This is a genomic window from Rhodococcus sp. MTM3W5.2, from assembly GCF_001984015.1.
Classification (GTDB): Bacteria; Actinomycetota; Actinomycetes; order Mycobacteriales; family Mycobacteriaceae; genus Rhodococcus_G; species Rhodococcus_G oryzae.
Genome location: NZ_CP019572.1, coordinates 821,743 through 835,642, shown reverse-complemented (window position 1 = coordinate 835,642; position 13,900 = coordinate 821,743). Strand labels below are relative to the sequence as shown.

Here is a 13,900-nt window from a genome sequence, read left to right as displayed (position 1 = left end):
CCCCACGCGCCTCACCGGCCTGTCCGACCACAGGGTTCACATACATAGTTTGCCTATGCAATAATATTTCCATGGCATCCGAACACCCGGCGGAGCGCCGCCTGCGCGAGGTTCTCGCGGAGCTGGTGACCAACACGTCGAGATTCACCCGACTCGCCTCCTCCATCGCGACCGACGACCGGCCACGAGCCTGGATGCGGGCGCTCTCGCACCTCGACGAGTACGGCGAGCTCCGCATCAGCGAGTTCGCCCGGATCGATCGCTGCTCACAGCCGACGGCCACCGCCCTGCTCAAGCAGATCACCGATGCCGGCCTGGCCAGCAGGCATCGCGACCCCGCGGACTCGCGGGCGGTGGTGGTCGGGATGACCGAGGCCGGGCGCCGATGGCTCGGCGAGGCCCGCGCCGAGATCGGCACCGCGCTCGCCGCCCACCTCGGCGACCTCGAACCCGAACAGATCGAACGACTTTCGCAGAGCCTGGCGGACCTTCGGGCCGCTATCAAGGCGTCAACACAGCGATGAGAGAAACCAGCGACACAAAGGAAGAGCCCGTGACAGTCACCGACACGGCCACCAGCGCCGGCACCGAGAGCAAGAGCATCCTGCAGCAACCGAAGGCGGTCTGGGCGGTCGCGTTCGCGAGCGTTATCGCCTTCATGGGCATCGGCCTGGTGGACCCGATCCTCAAACCGATCGGCGAGCAGCTCGACGCGACCCCCTCGCAGGTGTCGCTGCTGTTCACCTCGTACATGCTCGTGACCGGTGTCGCCATGCTGATCACCGGCGTGGTGTCGAGCCGGATCGGCCCGAAGAAGACGCTGCTCTTGGGCCTGGCGATCATCGTGGTGTTCGCCGCGCTGGCCGGGATGTCGGGCACGGTCGGGCAGATCGTCGGATTCCGCGCCGGCTGGGGCCTGGGCAATGCGCTGTTCATCGCGACCGCGCTGGCGACGATCGTCGGCGCGGCGAGCGGCGGCGTCGCGAAGGCGATCATCCTGTACGAGGCCGCGCTCGGCATCGGTATCGCGGTGGGGCCGTTGGTCGGCGGCGTCCTCGGCAGCGTCAGCTGGCGCGCCCCCTTCTTCGGCGTCGCCGCATTGATGGCCGTCGCCTTCATCCTGATCGTGGTGATGTTGCCCGCCACGCCCGCACCGAAGTCCGGCCGGACGTCACTGTCCGCCCCGTTCCTCGCGTTGCGGCACCGGGGCCTGCTCACCGTCGCGATCACCTCGCTGCTGTACAACTACGGCTTCTTCACCCTGCTCGCGTACACCCCGTTCCCGCTCGACATGGGCACCTACGCAATCGGTTTCATCTTCTTCGGCTGGGGTCTGATGCTCGCGATCTCGTCGGTGTTCCTGGCGCCGCGGCTGCAGCGGGCGTTCGGCACGCTGCCGATGATGATGCTCGCGCTGGCCCTGTTCGCGGTCGACCTCGCGGTGATGGCGCTGTTCACCGAGAACAAGACCGTCCTGATCGTCTGCGTGGTCCTTGCCGGCCTGTTCCTCGGCGTGAACAACACCCTGATCACCGAGACCGTGATGATCTCCGCGCCGGTCGAGCGCTCCACCGCGTCCGCCGCGTACAGCTTCGTCAGGTTCGTCGGCGGCGCCGCCGCGCCCTGGGTGGCGGGCAAGCTCGGCGAGAGCAACGCGCACCTGCCGTTCTGGGTCGGCGCGCTCTGCACGGCCGCCGCCATCGTGGTGCTGTCCACAGGGCGCAGGGTGCTCGCGCACGTCGACGACCACGACCCGGCACCGCACAGCGTCGACGAGGCCGCGGCCATCACCGCCGGTTCGGACTAGGCGACACCGAAAGGGGCCGCCGCCCCGGGGCATCGGCACTAGCATCGACGGGTACGTGAATCACCACGGAAGCCGAGGTGCACGATGCGTCCACGCCGCCGGTTCCTGTCCGCCGGACTGATCGTCGCGTGTGCGACGCTGACCATGGCCGGGGGTACCCACGCGCCGGTGGACCAGCCCGCCACCGTCGGAGCAGCCGCCCCCGACGGCCCGGGCGTGTTCGACGGCCCGACGGTTCGGGTCGGCGATGGGACCGCCCACAGCTTCGTCACCCTCGACGCCGCTGGCAATCCCACCGAGGTGGGCATGCGGCTGTCCGAGGGCGCGATGGACGGCCTGCCCGCGACCCACGACGACGTGGCGACCTTCGAACTCGATCTGCCCGACGAGGCCGCCGCGACGGTCTTCGATCACACCACCCTCGACTGGAACGACCACGGCCACGGCCCAAGCGGCATGTTCGACAAGCCGCACTTCGACACGCACTTCTACATGGCCGACAAGGCCGCGGTCGCCGAGATCGATCCGGCGAGTCCGGATTTCGAGGCGAAGGGCTTGCGGCTACCGGACCCGCGCTACCTCCCGCCGGACTACTTCCCGATGCTGGGGCCGAAGCTCGTGCCACAGGCGTCCCCGCGATGGGGGTGCACTGGTTCGATGTCGCGGACGGGGTGATCCCGGGCCCGTACCAGTTCACGCTGGCATTCCTCAACGGAACCTGGGACGGCGACTACACCTTCATGGAACCGATGGTGACCCGCGAGTGGCTGCTGACCAAGCCGAACACCGTGCGGAGCATCAAGCAGCCGCAGGCCTATCAGCGCAGCGGCTACTACCCCACCACCGTCGCCGTCACGTTCGACGACGCCGCGGACGAGTACGTCATCACGATGGGCGGCATGGTGCTGCGCCAGGCATCGTGACGCGCTAGAGGCCCAGGTCCTCCAGGCCGAGCAGCGATCGGTACTCCACGCCCTCCGCGGCGATGACGGCGTCCGCTCCGGTCGCGCGGTCCACCACGGTCGCCACGCCGACGACGATCGCGCCTGCCTCGCGCAGCGCGCGCACGGCGGTGAGCGGCGAGTTGCCGGTCGTGGTGGTGTCCTCGACGACCAGCACCCGCTTCCCCACCACGTCGGGGCCCTCGATCTGGCGCTGCATGCCGTGCGCCTTGGCCGCTTTGCGCACCACGAAGGCGTCGATCGGCCGGCCCTCTGCGTGCATGACGGCCATGGCCACCGGGTCCGCGCCCATGGTCAGGCCTCCGACTGCATCGAAGTCCCAGTCCGCGACGAGCTCGCGCAGCAGCTTCCCGATCAGCGGTGCGGCACGGTGATGCAGCGTCGCGCGACGCAGGTCCACGTAGTAGTCGGCTTCCTTGCCCGAGGACAGAGTCACCTTCCCGTGCACCACAGCCAGCTCGCGTACGAGCCCTGCGAGCTCCGCCTTCTCCGTCATTCGACCGCTCCTCTTCGCGTCCAGTTTCGACGCCTAGCGTAGTCGGCTAGAGCAGGGCCCCGGGAACGTCCGCTTCCCGGCCCGTGGGGGCGACCGTGTCGTCATGGAGGGGCGCAGGCGAAACAACCTCGTCATGGAGGGGAGCCAGCGGAGCGACGTCGTGCAGGGCATGCGCCTCCGCGGCCACGTCGGGACCGATCGGCAATTCGACGACCGTCGCCTCGAACAGCGGCACCTGCTGCCCGCCCACCAGCCGCGCGACGACCCCGGCGGGAACCGAGCGCACCAGCCGGTTCACCGCGGTGGCACTGTCGTTGTAGACCCGGGCCGCTCCGATGATCCGCTGCTCGGTCACCTTCAGCTCGAGCGCGGGGCGCTGAATAGCCCAGTCGTGCTTGACATTCGGGTTGCACTCCACCTCGAACATCAACCGGTGCAGCGCAACCGACAGCGCGTTCTCGGAGCCGGCCTGCTCGCCGAGGCTCATGCCCTGCTCGCGCAGCGCGACGGCCAGCGACCGAGCACCGACCAACGGGGCCAGGATCTCGGACGGCATCGCCGCTGCCCGGGCAGCGGCGATCAGCTCAGGCGCCTGATCGCACCGTCGTTTGAGTTCCACATCGAGTAGGGCCCGACTCGCGGTGAGGTTTCCCTCGAATCGACGCAAGCGCCGAACCACGGACACCGCCCACGTCACAAGAAGAACAACAGCAACGACCGCCACAACCGTCACAAGAGTCACAGGCGTGCAATCTACTCACACCCCGGGGCGCTCGCACACCGGGTCCACCCACTGGCCGTACGCCAGGCCTGATTCAGCCGCGCGGGTCCTGGTCGACGTCGCCCTCGTGCGGGTACGGACGTCCCGGATCGTGATTTACGGTGCGCGCCAGCGGAACAACGTTCGGCGGCGGGTATTCGTCCGCATCCGGCGCCGAGTACGGCGAGCGCTCCCAGTCCGGCAGCTCGCGGGGGACGGGGCGTCCATCGGTGGCGCCTCCGGCGCCGAGTCGAGAACGGGGGGCAGCACGTGCAGGATGCCGGAGAGCCGGGCCACCGCATCGATCGCGGCGTCCCACTCCCGGCCATTGCTGGTGACCGGCAGCGAACCCAGCGTCCACTCCCCCTCGCTCCACAGCATCTGCACATGCGGCGGAACCGACTCCGTGAAGTGCACCATGCGCTGATCGCAGACCCGTCGGGCGATCTCCAGGTCGGTGGCGAACACCACCCGCGGCCCGATCGAGCCGAGCAGGTTCATGTCCGCATCCTTCGGCGGCGGCGTCGACCGGAGCCGGAGATCGATGTCGACGTCGGACCCGACGGTGCGCTGGACCGCGACGATCGTCGTCGTCTCCTCGACATCGAACAGCACGAAGTTCTCACCGCGCCGGATGCCGTGCACCACGTCGACGGCCCCGAGGTACTCCTGCTTGGCCAGCGCGGCCCGGTGCCAACGCGACGGCAGGTGCTCATCCGACTCGTTGTAGGTGTAGCCCTGCGCCTTCGCCCAGATCTGCCGGACGCGACCGAACTGGTCACGCCTGCTGCGATCGATGGACAGGAGCACGATCGCGCCCACGAGCGCGATCGCTGAGAGTCCGAACCAGATAAGCGTCATCGCCAGTCACAATATCGACTGAACGGCCCCCGCGCGGCACTCGGCTCGCACGGGGACCGAAATCATCTGCCGGATCCGCCGTCAGTTCCCGAAGTTCCCGAGGTCCGGGAGCGTGGTGTTCACGATCACCTTGGCGAGGACGGACCCGTCATCGCCCTTCTCACCCTGGACCACGACGGTGTCACCGGGCTTGAGGTCGCCGACCTTCGCGCCGCTGAGCGAGATGATCTTGGTGGACTCGTTGGTGGCGACCGTGACCGCGGAGCCGCCGATTCCGTCGAGGATCAACGTGGATCCGTCGTTGGAGGTGATGGTCCCGACGGCCGCACCAGCCGCACCGATCGCCTCGCCGACACCGCCCGGGATCTGCGAGAGGTCCGGGGCGCTGGTGGCTGGGGGTTCGGAGGTCCGCGGCGGTGCGGTGCTGGCCCGGGGCAGGGTGCTCGTCACCGGGGCCGACGCGCTGCTCGGGGAGTCCGCGCCGCCGCCGCCGATCAGCATGATGCCGAGACCGACGACCGCCAGGAGCAGCAGCCCCGCCACGACCAGGGCAACCGCCAGCACGCCCTTGCTGGGCCCCTTCTTCTGATCACCGTCGAGGTAGGGGACGCGCCGGTCGGCGGTGGCGTCGGCGGCTGGTTCGGGTCGTATCCCTGATAGGTCGGGTACGCCTGCGTCGCGTTCGGCGGCTGGTTCGGGTCGTACCCCTGATACGTCGGGTACGCCTGCGTCGCGTTCGGCGGCTGATTCGGGTCGTACCCCTGATACGTCGGGTACGCCTGCGTCGCGTTCGGCGGCTGATTCGGGTCGTACCCCTGATACGTCGGGTACGCCTGCGTCGCATTCGGCGGGACCTGACCGTAGGCCTGATGCGGGTCCGTGGTGTATTGCGGCGTCACCGGCCCGGCCGATCGGTCGAACTGCTGCGTCGGCTGATCGGCGCTGCGGGCCCAGACCTCGGTCGGTTGGTCCGGAGCCGCGCCCTCGGCGGCCGGAGCCCACTCCGTGGTGGGGTCGGGGCCGGCGTCGAACGGCTCGGTACCGTCGCCGGTTCGCTCCTGCGGTGTGCGCGGATCGTCCGTGTTGTTCATGTCTCGGGCCTGCTCTCTGCGCGGGCGATCGTGGGTCCCGCCGCTGGTCAATTCAGTCCGACCCGTCAGGATAGAGGCGGAACCTGAGACCGCGCTGAAGACGACGGTGGCTACCGCATCACATTCCAGGCGATCGGCCGCGACAGCTCACCGGAGAAGTTGTCCCGCAGGTAGGCCGTCCACTGCGCGACGTGCGCCCGCATCGCCCCCTCGGCCGCGTCAGGGTCGCCCTCCGCGATGGCCGTGAGGATCGCGACATCGTCCGCGAGCACCCGTGCCCGCAGCCGCTCCGAATAGGCGACCCCGACCCCAGCGCCGACAAAGACTCCGTCCATGGCGTCGACCAGATAGCCATACAGCGCGTTCCCCGACGCCCACGCGATGGTGTTGTGGAATCGGCGGTTCGCCGCAAGGAACACGTCGAGATCGTCGAGATGCTCCTCCATCGCACGAACCGACTCGGCGAGGACACGGCGATGCTCCTCGGTTCGGTGCTCGGCCGCCATCCGCGCCATCAACGGCTCGAGGCCGACGCGCGCCTCCACGATGGTGCCGAAGGGCGACTCCTCGAACTGCAGCAACAGACCGAGGCCGGTCATCAGGTGGGAGCCGTCGGGCTTCTGCACCGTCGGCCCCCCGCCCGGTCCGGGCTTGATCGAGAGCGCACCGGACAACTCGAGATATCGCAGCGACTCGCGGAGCGTGCCCCTGCCGACCTGATACTGCTCGAGCATCACCCGCTCCGGCGGCAACCGGTCACCGGGCCGCAGGCCCTCTCGCTCGATGTCCGAAATGATCCGCCTGGCGATGATCATCGCCGTCTTCTGCGGACGATCCGCCCTGTCCATCATCATCGCTCCGCCCCCTGCGTAACCGCCACTTCCGTACAAACCCCCAGGCGCCGAATCCTACAGATGATTCGCAGGATTGGGGGTCAATCTGGACAGCCGTCCTGCACTGTACGAGCCTCGCTCGGCGCGACCCCGCGGTGTGAGATGAGTCTCATTTCTACCTCGGTGTGGTCCATTGCATTCAATCGAATGATGCGGATAGTTTCTTGGCGCAGCGTTCGGAAGCATGGCTCACGATCTGACCAGCCCTCCGGTCCCGTGCACCGCTTCCGACCACCACTGACCACCTCTAGAGGGGAACGAATGAGCGAGATCCGCAAGTCAGGCCTGCGCCGTGGCGCCCGTATGGCAGGCGCAGGCGCCGCCGCGGCACTGGCGATCGGCCTGATGTCGACGGGTGCGGCGCATGCCGACACCTTCGTGCCGCTGCCCGACGGGCAGAAGGCGGGACCGGGTGCGGTCGTCTCCCGCACCGGCGAGAGCGTCCTGATCTCCCCGTCGCTGGCCGCCAACGGCGCAGGCCGCACCGCGTGGGTCTCGGGCACCGTCGCCGCGGACGTCACCGGGATCACCAAGGAAGGCGAGGTGGGGCCGTTCAACGGCGCCACCAACGACAAGGGCACCAACAACTCCTCCACGCACGGGGTCTCGCGGATCAGCACCGGCTACATCGTCGGCTGCCAGGTCGACATCACCGGACTCGGCGGCTCCATCGGCGCAGGCATCGACCTCTCGGGACCCTCGGTCTCGGGGTCGCTGACCGTCCCGGTCTCCGCGGGTCAGGTCAAGTTCGTGAACGTCGCGGGCAAGGACATCAAGAAGAACGGCAAGTACTCCGTCCAGTACCAGGACACCCAGCTCGAGATCCAGAACTGCGGCGGCTTCGCCCAGGCCCGCTCGTACACGGTGGTCGAGATCGTCGGCAACGACTACTCCAAGACCACCCTGTACGGCCAGCCCTTCAGCATCGGATAGCGGCTCCGCCGCCCGTGCGCGTGTTGCACCCCGACTGGGGTACAACGCGCGCACAGTCCACGCCTGAACTCGATACCTGAACCCTCAGAGGAAAATTCATGAACGTCAACAGCACCGGCCTGCGTCGCGGGCTCAAGATCGCGAGCGCAGGCAGCGCCGCCGCCATAGCCCTGGGCTTCTTCTCCGCGGGCGCGGCCAACGCCGACACCTTCGTCCCGCTGCCCGACGGCTCGATCACCGAGACCCTCGTCGACGGCACCGTCGTCAAGGTCAGCCGCACCGGCGAGTCCGCCAACATCTCCCCGTCGATGGGCTCGACCCCGCTGCACCGCAACGTGTGGGTCTCCGGCTCCACCAAGGTCGAACTGTCCGGCGCAGGCGCCGAGGGCGGGCGGATCGAGCCCGGCTACGTGGTGGCCTGCCAGCTGACCCTGGGCGGCAAGGGCGGCGCCGACACCGGAATGTCCTCCAACTGGGACGGCGAGAGCGCCAAGCAGACCGCCAAGAGCGCGGGCAACCTGTCCATCGCTCCCGGCCAGGCCAAGAACGTCAAGCTCCTCGACCTGGAGAAGGCCGACGACTTCGGTGGCGAGCTGCACACCGGCGCCAACACATTCAAGGGCAAGAGCGGCAGCGTCACCTGGGCCGACTCCACCATCGGCGTCGAGGGCTGCGCCGGCTACGCGCAGGCCCGCTCCTACGTGAAGGTCACCGTCAGCACCGCCAGCGTGACCAGCAACGTCACCCTGTGGGGCCAGCCCTTCAGCATCGGCTGATCCCACCCCCAACGCACCCGGTCCACTCGGCCGCGCCCCTCACGCGACCGGGCCCGGGTGGCGCCGAGCTCGACGGCGCCGCGGCTCCTGGTCTGCCCCCGGCCCATGAGTCGCGGCACCACCGACCCGGCCACAACGCGACTGTGCGCGAGGTTCCTCTTCGAACCTCGCGCACAGTCGTGTGTCACACCTCTATCCCAGGACGAGCGAATCGCCGTCGACCGAGACGTTCACCGGCACAGTGTCGCCGTCGTGAATCTCACCGGCCAGCAACAGCTTCGCGAGCTGGTCGCCGATCGCCTGCTGGATCAACCGGCGCAGCGGCCGCGCCCCGTACAACGGGTCGTATCCGCGGTGCGCCAACCATTCCTTCGCGGGCCCCGACACCTCGAGGCTCAACCTGCGCGCCGCGAGCCGCTTCGCCAGCTGCCCGAGCTGGATGTCGACGATCGACTCCAGTTGCTGCTCCGAGAGCGGATCGAAGATCACCACGTCGTCGAGCCGGTTGATGAATTCCGGCTTGAACGCGTGCCGCACCGCGTCCATCACCTGCTCCCTGGTGCCACCGGCGCCCAGGTTCGAGGTGAGGATCAGGATGGTGTTGCGGAAGTCGACCGTCCGGCCCTGACCATCCGTCAGGCGCCCCTCGTCGAGCACCGCCAGCAGGATGTCGAACACGTCCGGGTGCGCCTTCTCGACCTCGTCGAACAGCACCACCGTGTACGGCCGCCTGCGGACCGCCTCGGTGAGCTGACCGCCCTGGTCGTAGCCGACGTACCCCGGAGGCGCACCAACCAGTCGCGCAACCGAGTGCTTCTCGCTGTACTCGGACATGTCGATCCGGACCATCGCCCGCTCGTCGTCGAACAAGAAGTCCGCCAACGCCTTCGCCAGCTCGGTCTTGCCGACGCCGGTCGGGCCGAGGAACAGGAACGAGCCGGTCGGCCGGTTCGGGTCGGCGACCCCGGCCCGCGCGCGACGGACGGCATCGGACACCGCGATCACCGCTTCGTCCTGTCCGACAACTCGCTTGCCCAGCTCCGACTCCATCCTGAGCAGCTTGGCGGTCTCGCCCTCCATCATCCGGCCTGCCGGGATACCGGTCCACGCGGACACGACATCGGCGACGTCGTCGGGCCCGACCTCCTCCTTGAGCATCACGTCGCCGTCGCTGGCGCCGCCGGACGCCTCGACCGCTGCCTCGAGCTTGCGCTCCAGTTCCGGGATCCGGCCGTACCGCAGTTCGGCCGCCTTGCCCAGGTCGCCGTCCCGCTCGGCCCGATCCGACTCGCCGCGAAGCGCTTCGAGCTGTTCCTTGATCTCGCGGACGGAATCGATGGCCTGCTTCTCGTTCTGCCACCTGGTGCTCAGCTGACCCAGCTTCTCCCGGTCGTCGGCGAGTTCCTGGCGCAGCTTGACCAGCCGGGCCTTGGACGCCTCGTCGGTCTCCTTCTCGAGCGCCATCTCCTCGATCTCGAGCCGCCGCACCGTGCGCTCGACCTCGTCGATCTCGACGGGCCGGGAGTCGATCTCCATGCGCAGCCGCGACGCCGCCTCGTCGACCAGGTCGATCGCCTTGTCCGGCAGGAACCGGGAGGTGATGTAACGGTCCGAGAGTGTTGCGGCCGCAACGAGAGCCGAGTCGGTGATGCGCACGCCGTGGTGCACCTCGTAGCGCTCCTTCAGGCCGCGCAGGATGCCGACGGTGTCCTCCACCGACGGCTCCCCGACCAGCACCTGCTGGAAGCGGCGCTCCAGGGCGGCGTCCTTCTCGATGTACTTGCGGTACTCCTCGAGGGTGGTGGCACCGACCATCCGCAGCTCGCCGCGGGCGAGCATCGGCTTGATCATGTTGCCCGCGTCCATGGCGGACTCGCCGGTCGCGCCCGCGCCGACGATCGTGTGCAGCTCGTCGATGAAGGTGATCACCTGACCGGCCGAGTTCTTGATGTCGTCGAGGACGGCCTTGAGCCGCTCCTCGAACTCGCCGCGGAACTTGGCGCCCGCGACCATCGAACCGAGGTCGAGCGAGACGACGGTCTTGCCGCGCAAGGACTCCGGGACATCGCCCGCCACGATGCGCTGGGCGAGACCCTCGACGATCGCGGTCTTGCCGACGCCGGGCTCGCCGATGAGCACCGGGTTGTTCTTGGTGCGGCGGCTGAGAACCTGTACGACGCGCCGGATCTCGGTGTCCCGGCCGATCACCGGGTCGAGCTTGCCTGCGCGCGCGGCCTCGGTGAGGTCGGTGCTGTACTTCTCCAGCGCCTGGTACGTGCCCTCGGGGTCGGGGCTGGTGACGCGCGCGCTACCGCGCACGGCGGTGAAGGCCTCGCGCAGCGCCTGCGGGGTGGCCCCGTGCCCGACAAGGAGTTTCGCGACGTCGGAGTCCCCGGAGGCCAAGCCGACCAGGACGTGCTCGGTGGAGACGTACTCGTCGTCGAGCTCGGTGGCCAGGTGCTGGGCGGCAGTGAGCGCGGCGAGCGCCTCGCGGCCGAGCTGAGGCGTGGTGGTCGCGCCGGTCGTCTGTGGCAGCCGGTCCACCATCGCCTGGGCCTCGCGGTGCACGGCGGTCGGGTCGACGCCCACCGCCTTGAGCAGCGGGGCGGCGATGCCGTCGGTCTGATCGAGCAGCGCGGCGAGCAGGTGCGCCGGACGGATGTCCGGGTTGCCCGCGGCGGAAGCAGACTGCAAAGCGGCGGTCAGTGCCGCCTGAGTCTTGGTGGTCGGAGAAAACGAATCCACTGGTCACCCCTTCGGAAGACGTCGGTCGTCGCCATCGAGCCTATGCAGGGCCACTCGGCGTTGTCACATGTTCCAACGCCCTGAAGGTTGAGTCTGTTCCGCTCAAGTTTGAGAATCTTGGGGCTGTTGTGGTGGCGCTGGTCACAGCCCGAGGCCGACGCGGTACCGCTCGAGCCGCTCCACCAGCTCCGCCGGGTGCGCCAGCGCGGGCAGGTGGCCGCTGTCCATCTCGTCGGGCGTGATCCCGAGCCGGTCCCGCACCACCCGGCGCTGGAACGCCGCGGGGAACAGGCGGTCCTGGCGGCACAGCAGGAACCGCGTCGGCACGTCCGGCCATGCAGGCAGCGGCCAGGGCGCGCGGAACGGCGTCTCGGACTGTTCCCGCGCCCCGCCGGCCATCACCGCCGGGATCAGCTCCGGCGGCACGTCGTGCAGAAAGACCGAGACCGGATCGAACTCGGCGTCGGGGTCACGGCCGTCCGCCACGTCCTGCGCGCGGCGGGCGGCCCGCTGCCCGGTGTTCGCCCACCAGTCGCCCGGCGCCTCCCCAGGAACCGGGACCATCGCCGCGACCAGCACCATCAGCGACACCGGCACCCGCTCGCAGATCAGCGGCGCGGTGAACCCGGCCATCGACTGCGCCACCAGGATCAGCCCGGTGCGGTCGCCGATCGCGTCGACCACCACGTCGGTGTACTCCGCGAGCCCGGCCGAATCGTCGTCGCACGGCAGGTCCGGAGTCACCACGTCGTGCCCGGCAGCGCGCAGCAGCGGCGCCACGAACTGCCAGTACGACGAGTCGGATCCGGCTCCGGGGATCAGGACGTAGGTGGCCATGGGCCGACGCTACGCCCGCGATCGCCGCTACACGGCGCGCGCCGCGCCCTCCCAGTAGCGCGCCCGCAGCGCCTTCTTGTCCAGCTTGCCCAGCGGGGTCAGCGGGAGCGCGTCGACGAAGTCGATCGTCTTGGGCGCGTGCACCGCACCCTTGGCGGCCTTCACCCGCTCGACCAGCTCGGCGACCTCGACCGTCGCACCCTCGCGCAGCACAACGCACGCCTTGACGGCCTCGCCCCACTTCTCGTCCGGCACACCGACAACCGCGACCGAGGCGACCGCAGGATGACCGGAGATGACGTCCTCGATCTCCCGGGGGAAGACGTTGAAGCCGCCGGTGATGATCATGTCCTTCTTGCGGTCGACGATGTACAGGAAGCCGTCCTTGTCCGCACGGGCGACGTCACCGGTGTGCAGCCAGCCGCCGCGCAGCGCCTCGGCGGTCTCCGCCGGCTTCTTCCAGTAGCCCTGCATCACCAGCGGGCCGCGCACGCAGATCTCGCCGAGCTCGCCGCGGGGCACCTCGTTCAGGTCGTCGTCGAGCAGGCGCACGTCCAGCCACGGCACCGGACGCCCACAGGAGGCCAGCCGCTCGAGGTTGGCGGGGTCGTGCTCCTCCTTGCGCATCACGGTGATGGTCATGCCGCACTCGGACTGACCGAAGTACTGGAAGAAGATCGGGCCCAGCTTCTCGATGCCCTCGACCAGGCGCGTGGGCGACATGGCCGCCGCGCCGTAGTACAGCGTCTGCAGGCTGGAGAGGTCCCGCTTGGCCAGGTCCGGATGGTCGAGCAGCATGTAGATCATCGTCGGCACGAGCATCGTCACGGTGATCTTGTGCTTCTCGATCGCCTCGAGGACGGCGCCCGGCTCGAAGGCGGGCAGCACCACCAGCGCGCCACCGCGCATCAGCGTCGGCACGAAGAACGCCATGCCCGCGTGCGAGAGCGGGGTGCAGGCGAGGAATCGCATCTCGTCGGGCCACTGCCACTCGGCCATCTGGATCTGCGGCAGCGTCACGCCCGACTGGAACGTGTTGATCACGCCCTTGGGCTTGCCGGTGGTGCCTCCGGTGTAGACGATGCTGCTCGGGTCGGAACCGGCCACCTTCGCGGCGACCAGCGGTCCGGGGACGAAATCGCCCACCAGGGCCAGCAGGTCGACCCCCACCTCGGACGGGCCGAGAGAGAAGAAGTTCTTCAGCGACGGCACCGAGGCCTTGAGCTCCGCCGCGCGCCCCTCGAAGGCGGTGGGATCGAAGATCAGCGTCTCGATCTCGGAATCCTCGAGGATGTAGCGGTGATCGTCGAGCGATCCCATCGGCGCCAGCGCGGTGTTGCGGCAGCCGAGGATCATCGTGGACCCGACGCTGATGAGCACCTCGGGACGGTTCTTCGACAGCATCGCGACGGTGGAGCCCGTGCCGATGCCGAGGGACTGCAGAGCCTGCACGAAGCAGCTGATCTGGTCGCGCATCTGCCCACCGGTGAGCACCACGTCCCCGAGATAGAGGGCGGGGCGGTCCGCGTTGCGCTCCAGCGCAGTGATCAGCAGGTCCGCGGTGTACTGCGGGCGGTGCAGGTCGGCGAGCTCGTCGGTGGTCATTTCTTCTCCGCTCTGACTGGGGGTCACGGCTGGCGGGCCGCGGCCGTGCACGTGGCACGCCTCACATTAGAACGCAAACTGACACATGTTCTAGTGGCAATTGCATTTGTGCAGGTGCCAACCCCGTCGCGATA

General features: G+C 68.9%; 15 protein-coding genes. 6 read left to right on the top strand and 9 right to left on the bottom strand.

All coding sequences use genetic code 11. The annotated features are described in order from the left end of the window. Positions 1 to 71 precede the first annotated feature (71 nt). The 4 genes from BTZ20_RS03925 to BTZ20_RS26550 all read left to right on the top strand — a co-directional run bounded on the left by BTZ20_RS03925 (position 72) and on the right by BTZ20_RS26550 (position 2,730). Positions 72 to 524 (top strand): MarR family winged helix-turn-helix transcriptional regulator, encoded by a 453-nt coding sequence (locus BTZ20_RS03925; RefSeq protein WP_077040454.1) that lies wholly within the window; start codon positions 72 to 74, stop codon positions 522 to 524. Then, positions 521 to 1,807, top strand: a complete 1,287-nt coding sequence (locus tag BTZ20_RS03920) for an MFS transporter (protein WP_077040453.1) — start codon at positions 521 to 523, stop codon at positions 1,805 to 1,807. Before BTZ20_RS03925 ends, BTZ20_RS03920 begins: the two co-directional genes overlap by 4 nt. 84 nt (positions 1,808 to 1,891) lie before the next feature. Further along, a complete protein-coding gene (locus tag BTZ20_RS03915) occupies positions 1,892 to 2,482 on the top strand; it encodes a DUF5602 domain-containing protein (RefSeq protein WP_145982202.1) in 591 nt (196 codons plus the stop codon). Continuing rightward, positions 2,446 to 2,730: a hypothetical protein gene (locus tag BTZ20_RS26550; protein WP_145982201.1), complete on the top strand. Its 285-nt coding sequence runs from the start codon at positions 2,446 to 2,448 to the stop codon at positions 2,728 to 2,730. Before BTZ20_RS03915 ends, BTZ20_RS26550 begins: the two co-directional genes overlap by 37 nt. 4 nt (positions 2,731 to 2,734) lie before the next feature. Here the strand turns inward: BTZ20_RS26550 and pyrE are convergent, their stop codons facing one another. The 6 genes from pyrE to BTZ20_RS03890 form a co-directional block, all read right to left on the bottom strand. Then, entirely contained in the window at positions 2,735 to 3,265 is a 531-nt protein-coding gene (gene pyrE, locus BTZ20_RS03910; RefSeq protein ID WP_077040452.1) for an orotate phosphoribosyltransferase, read from the bottom strand. A 46-nt stretch (positions 3,266 to 3,311) separates the two neighbouring features. Continuing rightward, entirely contained in the window at positions 3,312 to 3,884 is a 573-nt protein-coding gene (locus tag BTZ20_RS03905; protein WP_223263625.1) for a LemA family protein, read from the bottom strand. A gap of 258 nt (positions 3,885 to 4,142) precedes the next feature. Beyond that, on the bottom strand, positions 4,143 to 4,886 hold the full coding sequence (locus BTZ20_RS03900) for a hypothetical protein (protein ID WP_223263624.1): 744 nt from the start codon (positions 4,884 to 4,886) through the stop codon (positions 4,143 to 4,145). A gap of 81 nt (positions 4,887 to 4,967) precedes the next feature. Further along, complete coding sequence (locus BTZ20_RS27670; RefSeq protein ID WP_223263623.1) at positions 4,968 to 5,450, bottom strand: DUF5666 domain-containing protein; 483 nt, start codon at positions 5,448 to 5,450, stop codon at positions 4,968 to 4,970. Beyond that, positions 5,381 to 5,977, bottom strand: coding sequence for a hypothetical protein (locus tag BTZ20_RS27665; protein WP_223263622.1), 597 nt, complete (start codon positions 5,975 to 5,977; stop codon positions 5,381 to 5,383). The genes BTZ20_RS27670 and BTZ20_RS27665 overlap by 70 nt, the downstream gene beginning before the upstream one ends. Positions 5,978 to 6,087: 110 nt before the next feature. After that, positions 6,088 to 6,828 (bottom strand): FadR/GntR family transcriptional regulator, encoded by a 741-nt coding sequence (locus BTZ20_RS03890; protein WP_223263621.1) that lies wholly within the window; start codon positions 6,826 to 6,828, stop codon positions 6,088 to 6,090. A gap of 303 nt (positions 6,829 to 7,131) precedes the next feature. Between BTZ20_RS03890 and BTZ20_RS03885 the strand changes: the two genes are divergently transcribed. Continuing rightward, complete coding sequence (locus tag BTZ20_RS03885) at positions 7,132 to 7,803, top strand: MspA family porin (RefSeq protein WP_077040449.1); 672 nt, start codon at positions 7,132 to 7,134, stop codon at positions 7,801 to 7,803. 98 nt (positions 7,804 to 7,901) lie between these two features. Beyond that, positions 7,902 to 8,579 carry an MspA family porin gene (locus BTZ20_RS03880; protein ID WP_077040448.1) on the top strand — a complete coding sequence of 226 codons (678 nt, stop codon included), beginning with the start codon at positions 7,902 to 7,904 and terminating at the stop codon, positions 8,577 to 8,579. Between the two features lie 192 nt (positions 8,580 to 8,771). Here the strand turns inward: BTZ20_RS03880 and clpB are convergent, their stop codons facing one another. From clpB to BTZ20_RS03865, 3 genes are all read right to left on the bottom strand, one after another. Beyond that, complete coding sequence (gene clpB / locus BTZ20_RS03875; RefSeq protein WP_077040447.1) at positions 8,772 to 11,324, bottom strand: ATP-dependent chaperone ClpB; 2,553 nt, start codon at positions 11,322 to 11,324, stop codon at positions 8,772 to 8,774. Positions 11,325 to 11,465: 141 nt separating this feature from the next. Beyond that, positions 11,466 to 12,161, bottom strand: coding sequence for an alpha/beta fold hydrolase (locus BTZ20_RS03870; protein ID WP_077040446.1), 696 nt, complete (start codon positions 12,159 to 12,161; stop codon positions 11,466 to 11,468). Positions 12,162 to 12,188: 27 nt separating this feature from the next. Further along, positions 12,189 to 13,766, bottom strand: a complete 1,578-nt coding sequence (locus BTZ20_RS03865; RefSeq protein ID WP_077040445.1) for an AMP-binding protein — start codon at positions 13,764 to 13,766, stop codon at positions 12,189 to 12,191. Positions 13,767 to 13,900 lie beyond the last annotated feature (134 nt).

Coding starts and splice junctions, on each gene's coding strand:
- BTZ20_RS26550 (WP_145982201.1), top strand. CDS start 2,446: ATGGGGGTGCACTGGTTCGATGTCGCGGACGGGGTGATCCCGGGCCCG.
- BTZ20_RS03920 (WP_077040453.1), top strand. CDS start 521: ATGAGAGAAACCAGCGACACAAAGGAAGAGCCCGTGACAGTCACCGAC.
- BTZ20_RS03885 (WP_077040449.1), top strand. CDS start 7,132: ATGAGCGAGATCCGCAAGTCAGGCCTGCGCCGTGGCGCCCGTATGGCA.
- BTZ20_RS03900 (WP_223263624.1), bottom strand. CDS start 4,886: ATGACGCTTATCTGGTTCGGACTCTCAGCGATCGCGCTCGTGGGCGCG.
- BTZ20_RS03915 (WP_145982202.1), top strand. CDS start 1,892: ATGCGTCCACGCCGCCGGTTCCTGTCCGCCGGACTGATCGTCGCGTGT.
- BTZ20_RS03880 (WP_077040448.1), top strand. CDS start 7,902: ATGAACGTCAACAGCACCGGCCTGCGTCGCGGGCTCAAGATCGCGAGC.
- BTZ20_RS03890 (WP_223263621.1), bottom strand. CDS start 6,828: ATGATGGACAGGGCGGATCGTCCGCAGAAGACGGCGATGATCATCGCC.
- BTZ20_RS03925 (WP_077040454.1), top strand. CDS start 72: ATGGCATCCGAACACCCGGCGGAGCGCCGCCTGCGCGAGGTTCTCGCG.
- BTZ20_RS27665 (WP_223263622.1), bottom strand. CDS start 5,977: ATGAACAACACGGACGATCCGCGCACACCGCAGGAGCGAACCGGCGAC.
- pyrE (WP_077040452.1), bottom strand. CDS start 3,265: ATGACGGAGAAGGCGGAGCTCGCAGGGCTCGTACGCGAGCTGGCTGTG.
- BTZ20_RS03865 (WP_077040445.1), bottom strand. CDS start 13,766: ATGACCACCGACGAGCTCGCCGACCTGCACCGCCCGCAGTACACCGCG.
- BTZ20_RS03870 (WP_077040446.1), bottom strand. CDS start 12,161: ATGGCCACCTACGTCCTGATCCCCGGAGCCGGATCCGACTCGTCGTAC.